The organism is Dethiobacter alkaliphilus AHT 1, assembly GCF_000174415.1.
In the GTDB taxonomy this organism is placed as follows: Bacteria; Bacillota; Dethiobacteria; order Dethiobacterales; family Dethiobacteraceae; genus Dethiobacter; species Dethiobacter alkaliphilus.
Genome location: NZ_ACJM01000001.1, coordinates 206,422 through 220,038, shown reverse-complemented (window position 1 = coordinate 220,038; position 13,617 = coordinate 206,422). Strand labels below are relative to the sequence as shown.

The 13,617-nt window shown below is 46.3% G+C and carries 16 protein-coding genes; 6 read left to right on the top strand and 10 right to left on the bottom strand.

What is annotated here, in order from left to right:
* The first annotated feature begins 11 nt into the window (after nt 1-11).
* Complete coding sequence (locus DEALDRAFT_RS01065; RefSeq protein WP_008514018.1) at nt 12-671, top strand: ABC transporter ATP-binding protein; 660 nt, start codon at nt 12-14, stop codon at nt 669-671.
* The gene (locus tag DEALDRAFT_RS01060) at nt 655-1,434 is read left to right on the top strand and encodes an ABC transporter permease (RefSeq protein WP_008514016.1); all 780 of its coding nucleotides are present in this window, start codon (nt 655-657) and stop codon (nt 1,432-1,434) included. The genes DEALDRAFT_RS01065 and DEALDRAFT_RS01060 overlap by 17 nt, the downstream gene beginning before the upstream one ends.
* A 105-nt stretch (nt 1,435-1,539) precedes the next feature.
* Here the strand turns inward: DEALDRAFT_RS01060 and DEALDRAFT_RS16785 are convergent, their stop codons facing one another.
* The 4 genes from DEALDRAFT_RS16785 to DEALDRAFT_RS01045 form a co-directional block, all read right to left on the bottom strand.
* Nucleotides 1,540-1,701 (bottom strand): hypothetical protein, encoded by a 162-nt coding sequence (locus DEALDRAFT_RS16785; RefSeq protein ID WP_008514014.1) that lies wholly within the window; start codon nt 1,699-1,701, stop codon nt 1,540-1,542.
* Between the two features lie 147 nt (nt 1,702-1,848).
* Nucleotides 1,849-2,067, bottom strand: a complete 219-nt coding sequence (locus DEALDRAFT_RS01055; RefSeq protein ID WP_040378251.1) for a helix-turn-helix domain-containing protein — start codon at nt 2,065-2,067, stop codon at nt 1,849-1,851.
* Nucleotides 2,068-2,077: 10 nt separating this feature from the next.
* Nucleotides 2,078-2,683: a DUF2975 domain-containing protein gene (locus DEALDRAFT_RS01050; protein ID WP_008514010.1), complete on the bottom strand. Its 606-nt coding sequence runs from the start codon at nt 2,681-2,683 to the stop codon at nt 2,078-2,080.
* 90 nt (nt 2,684-2,773) lie between these two features.
* Nucleotides 2,774-3,367: a TetR/AcrR family transcriptional regulator gene (locus DEALDRAFT_RS01045; RefSeq protein ID WP_008514008.1), complete on the bottom strand. Its 594-nt coding sequence runs from the start codon at nt 3,365-3,367 to the stop codon at nt 2,774-2,776.
* Between the two features lie 135 nt (nt 3,368-3,502).
* Between DEALDRAFT_RS01045 and DEALDRAFT_RS01040 the strand changes: the two genes are divergently transcribed.
* Both DEALDRAFT_RS01040 and DEALDRAFT_RS01035 read left to right on the top strand, forming a co-directional pair.
* The gene (locus DEALDRAFT_RS01040; protein WP_040378250.1) at nt 3,503-4,384 is read left to right on the top strand and encodes an ABC transporter ATP-binding protein; all 882 of its coding nucleotides are present in this window, start codon (nt 3,503-3,505) and stop codon (nt 4,382-4,384) included.
* Nucleotides 4,384-5,184 carry an ABC transporter permease subunit gene (locus DEALDRAFT_RS01035; protein WP_008514005.1) on the top strand — a complete coding sequence of 267 codons (801 nt, stop codon included), beginning with the start codon at nt 4,384-4,386 and terminating at the stop codon, nt 5,182-5,184. Before DEALDRAFT_RS01040 ends, DEALDRAFT_RS01035 begins: the two co-directional genes overlap by 1 nt.
* A 46-nt stretch (nt 5,185-5,230) precedes the next feature.
* Here the strand turns inward: DEALDRAFT_RS01035 and DEALDRAFT_RS01030 are convergent, their stop codons facing one another.
* Nucleotides 5,231-5,719: a hypothetical protein gene (locus DEALDRAFT_RS01030; protein ID WP_143753326.1), complete on the bottom strand. Its 489-nt coding sequence runs from the start codon at nt 5,717-5,719 to the stop codon at nt 5,231-5,233.
* A gap of 176 nt (nt 5,720-5,895) precedes the next feature.
* On the opposite strand from DEALDRAFT_RS01030, the gene DEALDRAFT_RS01025 reads away from it, so the two are divergent.
* Nucleotides 5,896-6,141: a DUF2249 domain-containing protein gene (locus DEALDRAFT_RS01025; RefSeq protein ID WP_008514001.1), complete on the top strand. Its 246-nt coding sequence runs from the start codon at nt 5,896-5,898 to the stop codon at nt 6,139-6,141.
* 24 nt (nt 6,142-6,165) lie between these two features.
* On the opposite strand, the gene DEALDRAFT_RS01020 is transcribed toward DEALDRAFT_RS01025, so the two are convergent.
* Together DEALDRAFT_RS01020 and DEALDRAFT_RS01015 are read right to left on the bottom strand one after the other, a co-directional pair.
* A complete protein-coding gene (locus tag DEALDRAFT_RS01020; protein WP_008513999.1) occupies nt 6,166-6,831 on the bottom strand; it encodes a M48 family metallopeptidase in 666 nt (221 codons plus the stop codon).
* Nucleotides 6,832-6,835: 4 nt separating this feature from the next.
* Nucleotides 6,836-7,762: an alpha/beta hydrolase gene (locus DEALDRAFT_RS01015; protein WP_008513998.1), complete on the bottom strand. Its 927-nt coding sequence runs from the start codon at nt 7,760-7,762 to the stop codon at nt 6,836-6,838.
* Nucleotides 7,763-7,920: 158 nt separating this feature from the next.
* Here DEALDRAFT_RS01015 and DEALDRAFT_RS01010 point away from each other — a divergent pair, with 158 nt between their 5' ends.
* The gene (locus tag DEALDRAFT_RS01010; protein ID WP_008513997.1) at nt 7,921-8,673 is read left to right on the top strand and encodes a Uma2 family endonuclease; all 753 of its coding nucleotides are present in this window, start codon (nt 7,921-7,923) and stop codon (nt 8,671-8,673) included.
* A gap of 45 nt (nt 8,674-8,718) precedes the next feature.
* On the opposite strand, the gene DEALDRAFT_RS01005 is transcribed toward DEALDRAFT_RS01010, so the two are convergent.
* The 3 genes from DEALDRAFT_RS01005 to DEALDRAFT_RS00995 all read right to left on the bottom strand — a co-directional run bounded on the left by DEALDRAFT_RS01005 (nt 8,719) and on the right by DEALDRAFT_RS00995 (nt 13,299).
* Nucleotides 8,719-10,620, bottom strand: a complete 1,902-nt coding sequence (locus DEALDRAFT_RS01005) for a YgiQ family radical SAM protein (RefSeq protein WP_008513996.1) — start codon at nt 10,618-10,620, stop codon at nt 8,719-8,721.
* 17 nt (nt 10,621-10,637) lie between these two features.
* Nucleotides 10,638-12,236, bottom strand: coding sequence for an NAD(P)/FAD-dependent oxidoreductase (locus DEALDRAFT_RS01000; RefSeq protein ID WP_008513995.1), 1,599 nt, complete (start codon nt 12,234-12,236; stop codon nt 10,638-10,640).
* 100 nt (nt 12,237-12,336) lie between these two features.
* Nucleotides 12,337-13,299: an InlB B-repeat-containing protein gene (locus DEALDRAFT_RS00995; RefSeq protein WP_008513994.1), complete on the bottom strand. Its 963-nt coding sequence runs from the start codon at nt 13,297-13,299 to the stop codon at nt 12,337-12,339.
* Nucleotides 13,300-13,617: the final 318 nt, after the last annotated feature.

Sequence of the window (13,617 nt, the reverse complement as noted above, 5' to 3'; positions counted from 1 at the left end):
CGGAGGGTTTTATGTTTACATTCAATAACATACGTTACAAAGACATTTTAGAAATCGAAGACTTACTTATTCCCGTTAACAAGGTCACCTGCATTGTGGGTGAAAGCGGCAGCGGCAAGACCACACTTTTGCGCCTGCTTAATAAAATGATCAGCCCTGATGAGGGAGAAATATTTTTCCATGACACGCCGTTAACAAATATTCCTGCAGTGGACTTACGTCGGCGTGTTGTTATGCTGTCGCAGGTTCCGGTAATTTTTCCCGGAACAATTGAAGATAATCTGCAGGCGGGGCTAAGCTTTTCAGAAAAGCCTTTAGCAGAGGAGCAAAAACTCAGGGAAGCTCTATTACTGGTACACTTAAACAAAGACCTGGCGGGCGAGGCGGACAAGCTGTCCGGAGGCGAAAAACAACGATTATGCCTGGCCAGAATGATGCTAATGGAACCGGAGGTAATGCTTTTGGACGAACCCTCCGGAGCACTGGATGAAGATACTGAGGAGCTAATCATCAACAGCCTGGTTAACTTCGCCCGGGACCACAATAAAACGCTGATTATGGTCACCCATTCTAAAAATGTGGCCCGTCAATATGCACAACAGATCATTGAGGTGCGCTCAGGAAAAATCATCAGGCAGGAGGAGGTGGCAGGTAATGCAGGACGTAATTAAACTGCAAATCTGGCAGTTAGGGGCAGCCTACATCTTTATCCTCCTGTTAATGGCCATTGTCCGTATTAAAGGTATTCCCCGGGAAAAAGAAATTATCATTGCCACATTACGCATGATTTTGCAGCTAGTCCTCACCGGATACGTTCTTGTCTATCTCTTTGAAAATCCCAGCCCTTTATTAACGGTACTGGTAATCACGGTAATGCTGGCCTTTGCCATCAATAATATCATGAAGCGGGTCAAAGTTGCCCTGTCGCAAAAAATAAAAAAGGTTATTGCTTTTTCCATGGCCATTGGGACATTGGCCAGCCTGCTTTATTTTCTCCTTGTGGTTATAGCCCTTTCCCCCTGGTATGAACCGCGCTACTTTATCCCCATCGCCGGCATGATTATCGGCAACTCCATGACCGGTATCACCCTGGGGGTAAGCCGACTGGTGGAAGGCATGCAATCCCAAAAGCAATTGGTGGAAGCGGCCCTGATGCTGGGCGCCACCCCCAAAACGGCAGCCAAACCCATCGTAAACGGCGCCTTCGATTCCGCCATTGTCCCCACCATAAATTCCATGGTGGGCATGGGCATCGTCTTTCTCCCCGGCATGATGACCGGACAGATCCTCTCCGGCGTCTCCCCCCTAACCGCCATCGAATACCAGATTGCCATTATGCTGGGCATCGTAGGCAGCGTAGCCCTCACCGTCATCCTCTTTGTGGAACTAGGCTACAAAACATTCTTCAACGAAGAACAACAACTGGACCTCTGAGACAAAGGGGACAGGTGATTTTGTCTCACAATGTGGACAGAGGGACAGGTTTATTTGTCCACAAACAGACAACTCCCCGCCGGGACCCGGCGGGGAGCTTTTGCATTACAACGGCAGCGGTAGATTTCCTGTAAAATACAAAGCTGCCACCACAAGAATAATTGCCAGAAACGCCAAACGCACAGCCATTTTCACCACAAACCGAACCACCAAAAAAGCCGCCAGGACTATCACAATCAAAGGCAAAAACTCCATTAGCCCGTCCATAATCCCCACCTCCAAAAGACTTGTCGTATTTTATTATGCAGATATAAAGAAAAAAATGCCAGCTACGGTTTATCTGAACTGACATTATCATATTCTTTATTAAGAATCAATAAGAATATAAGCTTGCCGGTATCGACAAGAGGGTCCTCAAGCCCCCTCGCTGTCCGGTTGATATTCCAGGATATCCCCCGGCTGACAATTAAGCTCTCTGCAGATTAAGTTCAGTGTGGAAAAGCGAATCGCTTTTACCTTGCCGGTCTTAATGTTTGAAAGGTTGACAACACTGATGCCAATTCTGTCGGCCAGTTCGCTCAATTGCATCTTCCTGTCTGCCAACATTCTGTCAAGTCTGAGAATAATGGCCATGATTTTACCCCTAAAGTGTAGCGTCATACTCTTCCTGCAGGTACGCGCCATAGCGGAAAACACCTGACAGAATGAGCATTAACAGCCCAGTTAAAATCATATTGCTATTGACGGAATAGTTAACAGAAAGCGCGGCAAGATCCAGTGCCTGAATTATTGCGTAGGCAGCCGCAGCTTGGGTTACCCCGGCAAATACCGAACCCACGATAAAAACTATTCCTATAGAAGTAAGCCTGCGGGCGTTTTGCCTGATAAAGGGCGTCCCTTTCTCCACAGATTTAAGCACACCACTGAGAAAAAATAAAACCAGCCCATATACCGCACTGTAAACAACAACTGAGTATAATATTCCTGCCACAACAGTTCGACTGACTCCAGGGTCGGTACTCTGTTCTGCCAAACTAAGGTTATAACGAATTACCCCGTCTGTAAGCCCCAGGTTAAAATATTCCATTGTACCCCAGCCAAAGGCAATATTCTGGGCTGTTGAAATGTAAATTGCCAAGGGTAGCAAAATCAGCACCACCAAAGCAGAACCCCAGTACCCTACTTGTGACAGCACCCGCAGTATTTTAGCCAGCTTTCTGTACCTCTCAACGGCAAAATCCGTAGACATAGATAATCACCCCACAAATTGTTCTTGAGGTGATCATAACATGATAATTTATACTATGTCAATAAGTTTTTAATGTTTATCGTTAAGTTTTTAATGATTACCCTTGCCCAGCAACCCATAAAACACCAACTCGGCAATCTCCCTGCGTAGCTTTTCATTGTCTTCGTCAAAGAACCCCGGACGTTCCATAGTTGCTCTGGCTCCTTCAATAAAAAGCAGCACACCCTTTGCAGAGATACCGGGGTTTACGTACCCCTGCTCCTGTCCTTGCTTTATAAGCCTGAGCACAGCTGGCAAAGTCTTGCTTTGCGTAAATTCATCCAACATTTCCCTTAGCTCAGGATCTTCCATGGAGATAAACTGTAAAAAACCTCTGTCTTCTATTTCTTTGGCCGATTCTTTTTTAGCAAACAGTAGTTTTTCTATTTTTTCCGGAAAAGGAATGTCCCTGGCCACCAATTCTTCCATCTCAGCCAGCTTTTCCTGCATATACTGCTCCATTACCAGATGCACCAAACGATCCTTGCTGCCAAAATAGTTATATATCGTCACCTGAGAAACATTGGCCATATCGGCAATTTCGGCAATACTTGTGGCACTTGGCCCGTTGGCAAAAAACAGTTCCCGGGCAGCGGCCAGTATAGCTTCTTTTTTTTGCTGCGTGCGCTTTTCGTATCCATCCATCGTTATCACCCAATTTAAGTATAACAAAGTTTTGAAATATCGCAAGCATCACGGTTCAAATCATTGACACACACTTTGCGCAGGAGTAGAATGAAATCAAGCAGCACATTCATTTCAAAACATGGGGGTGAACTGATGATTTCTGTTAAAGGGTTGACGAAGACCTACAAAAACGGCAAAGGGATATTTGATTTAACCTTTTCTGTAAACGAGGGGGAAGTTTTTGGCTACCTGGGCCCTAACGGTTCGGGTAAAACCACTACCATACGGCAGCTGATGGGCTTTACCAATGCAGATAAAGGTACCTGCACCATTAATGGTATGGATACCCGTACCCAAGCTAAAGAGATTCAGAAATCACTGGGCTATCTGCCCGGGGAAATCGCTTTTTTTGATGAGATGTCCGGCACACAGTTTTTGCAGTTTATGAATGATATGCGTGGCGTTAAAGATAACACCCGCAAAAAACAGTTGATCGAGCGCTTCGATTTGGAAACGGACCGTAAAATCCGCAAAATGTCCAAAGGCATGAAGCAAAAGGCAGGTCTCATTGCTGCTTTTATGCACGACCCCTGTGTCTACATCCTGGATGAACCCACCAGCGGGCTGGATCCTTTAATGCAAAAAACCTTCATTGAATTGATCCTGGAAGAAAGGAGCCGGGGCAAAACCGTCCTAATGTCCTCCCATAGCTTCGAGGAAATCGAGCGAACCTCCGACCGTGCCGGTGTAATCCGTGAGGGCAAGTTGGTGGCGGTGGAAGATGTCCACTCCCTTAAGGCTTCCCAGCGCAAAGCTTTTCTGGTTACGGTGGCCTCCCCGGCAGATGTGGACCGGCTAAAAGTCAGTGAGTTGGAAATCGGGAAAATCACCGGTAACCAGGTTGAAGTTTATATCAGCAGCGAATACGACCGCTTCATTGGCGTCCTGGCCGATTGCCATGTAAAAGGGCTTGATGTTATTTCCCAAAGTCTGGAGCAGGTCTTTATGAAGTACTATGGCCAGGAGGTGCAGTAATGAACGGTACACTTTTTAAAGCAACACTGAAAGCAAACTGGGTTATTGCCTTAATAATATTTCTGGTAATGCTCATGTATCTCTCGGTTATTATCTCCATGTTTGATCCGGAGAGCATGGAAGGTCTGATTGCCATGATGGAAACAATGCCCAGGGAACTGATTTCAGCCATGGGCATGGATGACCTCAGCACCGAACTTACCGCATTTCTTGGCAGCTACTATTACGGGTTTATCGCCATTATGTTTCCTATGATTTACTGTATTATCGTTGGTAACCGCCTGGTCGCCCGCCACGTAGACAGCGGTTCCATGGCCTATCTCCTCTCCACCCCACATACAAGGGTGACCATCATCTCCACCCAGGCTCTTTATTTCCTTATTAGTATTACGGTGTTAATGGCCCTGGTTACACTACTTGGTCTCACCTTTGCCCAGGCCCTTTTCCCCGGCGAACTAAACGTCTCCGGCTTTTTGCAAATAAACCTGATTACACTGCTTACAACCTACGCCGTCAGCGGCATCTGCTTTTTCTTCTCCTGCCTCTTTGATGACACCAAGTATTCCCTGGCTTTCGGAGCAGGGGTTCCCATTGCCTTTTTTATCCTGAACATGCTCGCCAACGTGAGCGAGCAATACGCCTGGATCGGCAATTTTTCTCTCTATACCCTGCTGGATCCCGGTAGAATCCTAAGTGGTGATTCCTTTATGGTCGTGGCCGCCGCAATTCTCATTGCTGTCTCCCTAGCTACCTACATCGGCGGCATCACAATCTTTAATCGCAGAAGTCTAGCTCTCTAACAAGCACAAAAGCCAAGACCCTGTGGTCCTGGCTTTTTATAATGAATTAATTGGTTGTAACAGAAACATCTTCATAATCAGAAAGCTTAATATTAATAGAACCCGTTGCATTATCACCGACCGCTTTAATTCTGTTTCTACCGTTGGGTACAGTTATGGCAGCACTGCCTTTTTGAGACTGACCGATAATTTCTTCCACTTCATTGTCCTCTGTTATGAGAACCAACTTAAACCTGCCTTCAGTAATATCCAGGACCGCATCAACTGTAACAGTTTGGTCCCCATTGGAATTTAAAATCCACCAGGTTTCCATGCCGTAAAATGTTTCAAAAGCGATATCTGCCGTATCCCCTCTCACACTGCCTGAACGTACAAAATAAGTATAACTGTCCGTCCGTTCAGCAATTCTTGACGGATTGTCAAATATCTTCTGCTGCTCTGCAGTCACAGTGTTTAAAATATCTCCGGCACACCCAGTGATAAGAACCATCCCTACTAGAAGTAAAATAAGTACAGCTTTTTGTTTTCTCATCATATCCTCCACTAATAGATTTCCCTACCTATTTTATATCGAATTACATTAGATAAATAGTTGTTAATTGCAAAAACATACCGTACTTCAAAAATTTAAAATAACTGCATCAAGGTTACGGAATATCCATATTACATTGCGCAGAAAATATATTTAACTCAAACAATGGAGGTTTTACTATGTCGGACTTTGCAGCGCAAGTAGATGTGCGAGAATATCCACCTAAAGACAGGCAAGCAAAGATTTTTGGCACCTATGACAGTCTAAAACCGGGTGAACAAATGGAGTTAGTTAATGACCATGACCCCAAACCTCTACGCCATATGTTCATGGCTGAACTGCCGGATCAATTTATCTGGAACTACCTGGAAGAAGGACCGGATGTATGGCGAGTGGCAATACAGAAAAAAGAACATATCAAGTGAAAGCCGGGTAGAAATTACCCGGCTTTATTGTAAAATATCCATTATCCTCTGGTTATCCGCCAACCATTTCCTATGTATCTGATAGTCCGGCATATACTCACCAACTGTTTGCCAAAACTCCTGGGAGTGGTTATGGTGCTTTAGGTGGCAGAGTTCGTGAATAACCACATAATCTATGACCTGGAGAGGACACATAACCAGCCGCCAGCTGAAATTTACCGTTCCTTTTGTGCTGCAGGAACCCCACCTTCTTGACGCATTGGTAATGCGCATCGCTTTATATTCCAGGCCCAGACGCTTAGAGTACAAATCGAGCCTTTTTACAATAACTTCTTTAGCCTTACTTTTGTACCACAAAATCATAGTCGCCTTCACATCATCGATTCCATGTGGCACTAACAGGCGGTCATCATTTAACCGTATTTGGCCTGTATAATCATTGAATTCCAGTTGATAATCCTGACCAAGATAGGGAAACCACTCCCCCTCCCGACAAAGCAAAGGAGGATAGAGCAAGTTCCTTTCCCTGATTCTTTCCTGTGTCTGTCTTATCCAATCTGCTTTTTTGATCACCAGATCCTCAATATAAGAATTGGGAGTTTGTAATGGCGCCCGGACAATCAATTCGCCCTCGGAGTTTATTATGAGGGCAACTGTTTTTCTTTTTGTTCGGATAACCTCAAAAGACATTTGTCTACATCCCTTCATCCTCTTTTAAAACATCAGCAAGAAAACCCCGGACATGCTCCATACATTGCTTGGCGGTATCCAATGACAGATGTTGCTGGTAACAATGGAAGCCTTTCTTTTCTGATTTAGCAAAAAACAGCGCCCTATGCCAAACATTGTTTTTGGATAACTCGGCGGACAGGGCCTCAGATTCGGGATGAAGACCGTCTACCTGGCCACTGCTGATAAAAGCTGGAGGAAAACCAGGGGTGATATTTTTTTTAACGGAATAATGGTCCAGAGAGGGAGACTCTGATATGTTAGTTCCCATATACAATTCAATATCCGCTTTAATTCCTATGAATTTACGGGTTACCGCGGTGACCGGATCGAACAGGCCGCTAAAAAGAAGCACACCGCGGATATTTTCCGGAGCAACAGGCACATCAAGGCCGTGCTGCTCTGCCAGTTTATTGTTTGTGCAGATTGCTGCGGCCAACCCGGCCAGGTATGCACCCGCCGAATCTCCCGCTAATATCAGCCGGTTACTGTCACCGTGGTAATGGTGGCAATTGTCTCTGACCCAGGCCATGGCAGAAAAAACATCTTCGATGGCCGCGGGATTTTTATGTTCAGGAGCCAATCGATAGTTAAGGTTTACAACGCAGTAACCATATTGGGAGAGGGTCATGCAGTACTGCCTGGTGTGAAGTTTATCCCCTGCCAAAAAGCCGCCGCCGTGGATATAGATAATTACTGGTAGCGGACCTCTGGTGTCCTGGGGATAATAAACATCCAATAGATGCGCCATCAACCCGGTATTCTTATAAGGGATATCGGCAATTACTTTAATGCCCGGGGGCAAAACAGCGCCCTTTGCCTGCTTCTCGGCTAACTTATCGATAATTTTCCAGACAAACTGAACAGTTGCGTACTTAATGCTGTTTAACACTCAGTCACCACCACTTTATAGCAAACGTGAATTACAGATTTATTTTATCATATATGCAGCAAACATGATAAATTATCTTTTTAAATTATAACCTTTTTTACTTGTTAATAGTTGATAATGGTTTATAGAAAAGATATAATGGACTTGGAGGTGATGTCATGTCCTACGACAAGGAACTGATAACAGCCCAGGCACTGGCAGCAGCGCTGAATCTGTCGGTGGAAACCATTTGGAGATACACCCGGGAAAAAAAGATACCCTATGTAGAGCTGGGTAAGAAGCAATACCGCTACAATTTGGAGGAAGTGGTTAAAGCCCTAAGCACTTCCCCGGTTCGGGAAAAAACTGCAGAATATAAATCAGATAAAGAATACACCTATGATGACTATCTTCAGCTGCCGGAGGAGCCCGGGTATCGTTTTGAGATTCTCGAGGGAACGCTGGTTAAGGAACCGTCGCCAAATGTTACACATCAAAGGGTTATACGCAGGTTGGTGAGAATGCTGGAAGATTATTTCTGGCAGGTTGATACCGAAGGGGAAGTGTTCATCTCTCCTTTGGATGTAACTTTGGGCAATCTGACAGTTGTTCAGCCGGATCTGTTCTATATTTCAGGAAAACAAAAATCAGCAATTGAAGACCAGCGCATTGACGGCGCCCCGACACTGGCAGTGGAAATCCTATCCCCTACCACCAGTCGCAAAGACCGGATGCAAAAGCGGCAAATATATCAAAAAGCCGGCGTGCAGCATTATTGGCTGGTCAGTCCGGAGGACAAAACATTTGAATGCTTTGTCCTCCGTGATGGCTTCTACGCTGTTGCTGCACAGGGCATGGATGATGAAGTGCTGGAGCATCCAAACTTTCCCGGGTTGTCTGTCCCCTTAAAAGAATTATGGCATAACCCATAAGCTTGATACAAAAAGGAGAGAACCGTTTAGGCTCTCTCCTTTTTATTACCTTTTGTTCCGGTTTTTGCGCTTGTTTTTCGGTTTATTGTGCCTGGATTTTCGGTTATCTGGTTTACCCGGTTTACCGTATTTACCGGGCTTTTGGGGGCCGGCATCTTTTCTGGGACGAATCAGGCATTTCTTGCTGAAGCCGATTAAGTCGGTACGGCCCGCTTTAGTCAGTGCTTCATGAACCAGATTGTAGTTTTGCGGTTTACGGTATTGGATAAGCGCCCGCTGCATGGCTTTTTCATGGGGAGACTTGGGCACATAAACCCGCTCCATGGTGCGGGGATCAAGCTCTGTGTAGTACATGCAGGTGGATAATGTACCCGGAGTGGGGTAAAAATCCTGGACCTGCTCTGGCATATAGCCCAGGTCCCGCAAATACTCAGCCAGTTCAATGGCATCATTTAAAGTAGAGCCCGGATGGCTGGACATCAGATAGGGAACCAAAAACTGCTTTAAGCCCAGTTTCTCATTAACCTGATGATATTTTTTGACAAAGCGCTCGTAGACATGCTTTTGCGGTTTGCCCATTTTCTCCAGCACCGCCGGTGAGATATGCTCCGGTGCAACTTTTAGCTGGCCGCTGATATGGTGCTCACACAGCTCATTAAAGAATTCATCATTCTGGTCGTGCATCAAATAGTCATAGCGCAGGCCTGAGCGGACAAATACCTTCTTCACATTGGGCAGTTCCCTTAACTTACGCAAAAGGTTCAGGTAATCACGATGGTCAACCTTCAGCTGTTTGCACGGTTCTGGGAAAAGACATTGTTTGTCGGCACAGACACCGTGCTTCTCCTGCTTCTTGCAGGCTCGATGCCGAAAGTTGGCGGTGGGCCCGCCCACATCGTGAATGTAGCCTTTAAAATCCGGCTCCCAAACCATTTGTTCCGCTTCCGCCAAAATAGACTGATGGCTGCGAGACTGAACCACCCGTCCCTGGTGGAAGTTAAGGGCACAAAAGTTACAGCTACCAAAGCAGCCCCGATTGCTAATCAGGCTGTACTTTACTTCTTTGATGGCGGGAATGCCGCCGTCTTTCTCATAACTTGGATGATAAGTGCGCATATAGCGCAGGGAGTAAATCTGATCCAGCTCCGACTGCTGCAGCGGTTGGTGGGGAGGGTTTTGTACCACATAAAAATCCCGGTACGGCTCCACCAGCGGTTTACCGGTGATGGCATCCATATTATTGTACTGCACCATAAAGCTTTGAGCATATGTTTTCTTGGATTCCAGGATTTCATCATAACTGGGTAAGAATTGCGGTTGGTAGGGCCTGTCTTTATCCTTTGTCTTATAAACGGTACCTTTGATAAAGGTAATTTCTTCGATGGGTATACCGCTTTCCAGAGCTTCAGCGATTTCAATAATCTGTCGCTCCGCCATCCCATAAACCAGAAGATCCGCTTTGGCATCTAAGAGAACAGACCGTCTTACTTTATCACTCCAGTAGTCATAGTGAGCAAAGCGTCGCAGACTGGCCTCGATGCCTCCCAGGATAATAGGCACACTACCGTAGGCCTCTTTGATGCGCTGAGAATAAACAATGCTGGCCCGGTCGGGACGATAACCGCCTTTACCACCGGGAGAATACAGGTCGTCCTTCCTCTTCTTTTTAGCCACGGTGTAGTGATTAACCATGGAGTCAATGTTTCCGGCTGTAACTAAAAAGCCCAGCCTGGGTTTACCCAATGACTTAAAGTCTTTCGCGCTCTGCCATGAAGGCTGAGCAATAATACCAACTTTGTAGCCGCGGTTTTCCAGCACCCGGCCGATTACGGCGGCACCAAAGGAAGGATGGTCCACATAGGCATCCCCGGAGACCAACACAAAATCCAGCCGGTCCCAGCCGCGCTCTGACATATCCTCTTTATTAATGGGTAAAAACTGTGTCATGAGTTTCTCCTTTGTGCCTACCCGGAAAATGGCTTAAATTTGCCGATAATTTTCTCAGCCACCTTAATTCCGTCCACGGTGGCCGAAATAATACCGCCGGCGTACCCGGCACCTTCGCCAATGGGGTAGAGGCCCGCCACATTCATGCTTTGCATTGTTTCACTGTCTCTTTCAATGCGTACCGGAGCCGAACTTCTTGTCTCCACTCCTGTTAACACTGCATCGGAACGGGCAAATCCCCGCAGCTTCTTATCCAGAGAGGCAATTGCATCCTGCAGAGACTCCACCACATATGCAGGTAAACACTGCTTTAAATCGGTGAAAGTTACGGCGGGGAGAAATGATGGTTTAATGTCTCCCTGCTGAGTGGAAGGCTTTTCTGCCAGAAAATCTCCCACCAGTTGTGCCGGTGCATTGTAGTTTTGGCCACCTGACACAAAAGCCGCCTTTTCCCATTCTCTCTGATATTCGATACCGGCCAGAGGGTGCTCACTGCCGAAATCTTTTGGGCCCACCTGCACCAACACCGCACTGTTGGCATTTTCCCTGTCCCGGGCATATTCACTCATCCCGTTGGTGACCACAGTATTGAGCTCTGAAGCGGCAGCCACCACGGTGCCCCCGGGGCACATGCAGAATGTATAAACGGAGCGGCCATTTTTGCTTTGATAGGTGAGCCGGTAGTCCGCTGCGCCCAGACGGGGATGTTCTGCCTGCTCTTTGTATTGTGAAACGTTAATCAGAGTTTGGGGATGTTCAATGCGCACCCCGATGGAAAAAGGCTTTTGCCGGATATTAACTTCCCTGGCGTGAAGCATCTGGTACGTATCCCGGGCACTGTGCCCGATGGCCAGGATTACCGCCTCTGCCGGAAGCGTTTCCTTATCATTTATTATAATGCCGGCTACGTGGCCGTTCTCAATTAAAATATCGGTAACTTTGCTGCCAAACCGGACCTCGCCGCCCAACTCAATTATGCGCCCACGGATATTTTTTACCACCGTCTTCAAAATGTCCGTGCCGATATGGGGCTTGGCGGCATAAAGGATTTCTTCTGGTGCTCCCGCTGCCACAAACTCCTCTAAAGCTTTGCGTGAGCGCAGGTCTTTGGTCCGGGTAGTCAGTTTCCCGTCGGAGAACGTTCCCGCTCCCCCTTCCCCGAATTGAACATTGGATTCGGGGTTTAATTTTCGGTTGTGCCAAAACTCCTCCACATCCCGGGTTCTGGCATCCACATCCTGGCCGCGCTCTAATAGAATAGGCCGATAGCCCCGTTGTGCCAGAATCAGTCCGGCAAACATGCCGGCGGGTCCGGTTCCCACCACCACCGGGCGGTGCTTCAAAACGCCATCCCCGGCCTCTGCATCCCGGTAGCGCAAGTCCGGGCTTTTTTGCAGGCTCTTGTTTTTTCGCAATACCCGCTCTTCATCGGTAACTTCCACATCAACGATGTAGACAAAGCTTATTTCATGCCTTTTTCTGGCATCTATGGATTCCTTAAAGATAGAAAAACTACTGATTTCCTCCGGGCTGATTCTAAGCTTCTTTGCTATTTTATTTTTCAGCAGCTTTCTGTCCTCGTCTACAGAAAGCTTAACTTCATTTACTCGGATCATATTATTCTTCCTTTTTCGGTTCTTCCTGCTATTATATCCTTTACTTTCAGGTAAAACAAATACCGGATGCTCTGGGGCATCCGGCAAATAAACACAGTTTTTAAGGATCACTTTGTTTTCTTAAGTCCGTTCCCTGGGGATCAATGCTCCAGTCAAACTCCCCTTCTAAGTGAATATCCGCTGTAAAATAAAGGCGTTCTTCACTTTCAGACCAGTCAACATTTCTAAAGCGCGGAAAAGTATCCTCTGCACTTAAATCCGGATCTTCTGACAGATCACCTCCGGATAATGTAAATTCCTTTTCCATGGAGCCCGCATTATCAACTGTCAGGTAAAAACCTTCTCCCACCGCCGTAGTAAGTGTATAGGCAAGATACGTTCCTTCAGGCGACCACAAAAACTCATCTACCTGTCCGTCGTTTTCCTCATCTATCAGGGTGACTTCTTCCGTTTCCAAATTTACTACCCCCACAAAGGACATGTAAGAGGCTGCAAAATAACTGTGCACTGAAAAAGCCAGCTTATTTTCGTCCGGAGACAAAGTGGCCGTATCCAAAAAGAAAGGATAAAGGTCTTTGGGATAAACCGGGTCCATAAATGCGGGAGTTTCCTCAAAAATGTCATCCCAATTCTCTGCGGCCCAATCTTTAAATTCTGCAAAAGTATATTCAAAAATTATGCTGCCTTCCTCATCCACAACTTGCAGCGTCTCTCCTCCATGGTCTTGCTCATTGGCAAACTCAACGCTTCTGGAAAGCTGCTCCTCTTCTGTAAAGCTTGCTGTCAGCGCCACATCTTCTTCAGCAATAAAATCATAGCTTTTTTCTGAGCTGATTTTTTGTCCTTCTATAAACCAGCCGGCAAACTCATAACCCTCCAGGGGGCTGGCTTCAACAACTACGCTTTCTCCCGCTTCATAGGTTCCGCCTCCTGTTACTCCTCCTGCTCCCTGAGGGTCTGCCTCAACACTAACTTCATATTGGGCAGAGCATCCTGAGATGAACTGTGCAAAAACAAAAAGTATAAGGAGAATAAACAATCCTGAGCCTACTTTTCTGCGCATTTTATCCCTCCTCATCTACCCCCTTCGATATATTCCACCACTTACCTTTAAGAACACACTTAAAAAAGTATTAAAATTATGCCAAACATATTAAGACATATTGGCATAGTCCGCTGGATGGAAGCAACACAGAAACACCGGAGCAAAGCTTCCGGTGTTTCTGTGGGAAAGTGTTTATTTGGCACAGTAAATAGGAACCGCATCTCTTAAGATGACAGATGAACCGGGCTTTTTAATAATATCATGAACTGTTAACACCTGCATAAACCTGCTGCTATAAAATGGATGTAGTTCATTTCTGCAAATCTTTTTGAACCC

Bases quoted from the DNA above. Each gene is read 5' to 3' on its own strand.
- DEALDRAFT_RS01065 (WP_008514018.1), top strand. From the start codon at position 12: ATGTTTACATTCAATAACATACGTTACAAAGACATTTTAGAAATCGAA.
- DEALDRAFT_RS01060 (WP_008514016.1), top strand. From the start codon at position 655: ATGCAGGACGTAATTAAACTGCAAATCTGGCAGTTAGGGGCAGCCTAC.
- DEALDRAFT_RS16785 (WP_008514014.1), bottom strand. From the start codon at position 1,701: ATGGACGGGCTAATGGAGTTTTTGCCTTTGATTGTGATAGTCCTGGCG.
- DEALDRAFT_RS01055 (WP_040378251.1), bottom strand. From the start codon at position 2,067: ATGGCCATTATTCTCAGACTTGACAGAATGTTGGCAGACAGGAAGATG.
- DEALDRAFT_RS01050 (WP_008514010.1), bottom strand. From the start codon at position 2,683: ATGTCTACGGATTTTGCCGTTGAGAGGTACAGAAAGCTGGCTAAAATA.
- DEALDRAFT_RS01045 (WP_008514008.1), bottom strand. From the start codon at position 3,367: ATGGATGGATACGAAAAGCGCACGCAGCAAAAAAAAGAAGCTATACTG.
- DEALDRAFT_RS01040 (WP_040378250.1), top strand. From the start codon at position 3,503: ATGATTTCTGTTAAAGGGTTGACGAAGACCTACAAAAACGGCAAAGGG.
- DEALDRAFT_RS01035 (WP_008514005.1), top strand. From the start codon at position 4,384: ATGAACGGTACACTTTTTAAAGCAACACTGAAAGCAAACTGGGTTATT.
- DEALDRAFT_RS01030 (WP_143753326.1), bottom strand. From the start codon at position 5,719: ATGATGAGAAAACAAAAAGCTGTACTTATTTTACTTCTAGTAGGGATG.
- DEALDRAFT_RS01025 (WP_008514001.1), top strand. From the start codon at position 5,896: ATGTCGGACTTTGCAGCGCAAGTAGATGTGCGAGAATATCCACCTAAA.
- DEALDRAFT_RS01020 (WP_008513999.1), bottom strand. From the start codon at position 6,831: ATGTCTTTTGAGGTTATCCGAACAAAAAGAAAAACAGTTGCCCTCATA.
- DEALDRAFT_RS01010 (WP_008513997.1), top strand. From the start codon at position 7,921: ATGTCCTACGACAAGGAACTGATAACAGCCCAGGCACTGGCAGCAGCG.
- DEALDRAFT_RS01005 (WP_008513996.1), bottom strand. From the start codon at position 10,620: ATGACACAGTTTTTACCCATTAATAAAGAGGATATGTCAGAGCGCGGC.
- DEALDRAFT_RS01000 (WP_008513995.1), bottom strand. From the start codon at position 12,236: ATGATCCGAGTAAATGAAGTTAAGCTTTCTGTAGACGAGGACAGAAAG.
- DEALDRAFT_RS00995 (WP_008513994.1), bottom strand. From the start codon at position 13,299: ATGCGCAGAAAAGTAGGCTCAGGATTGTTTATTCTCCTTATACTTTTT.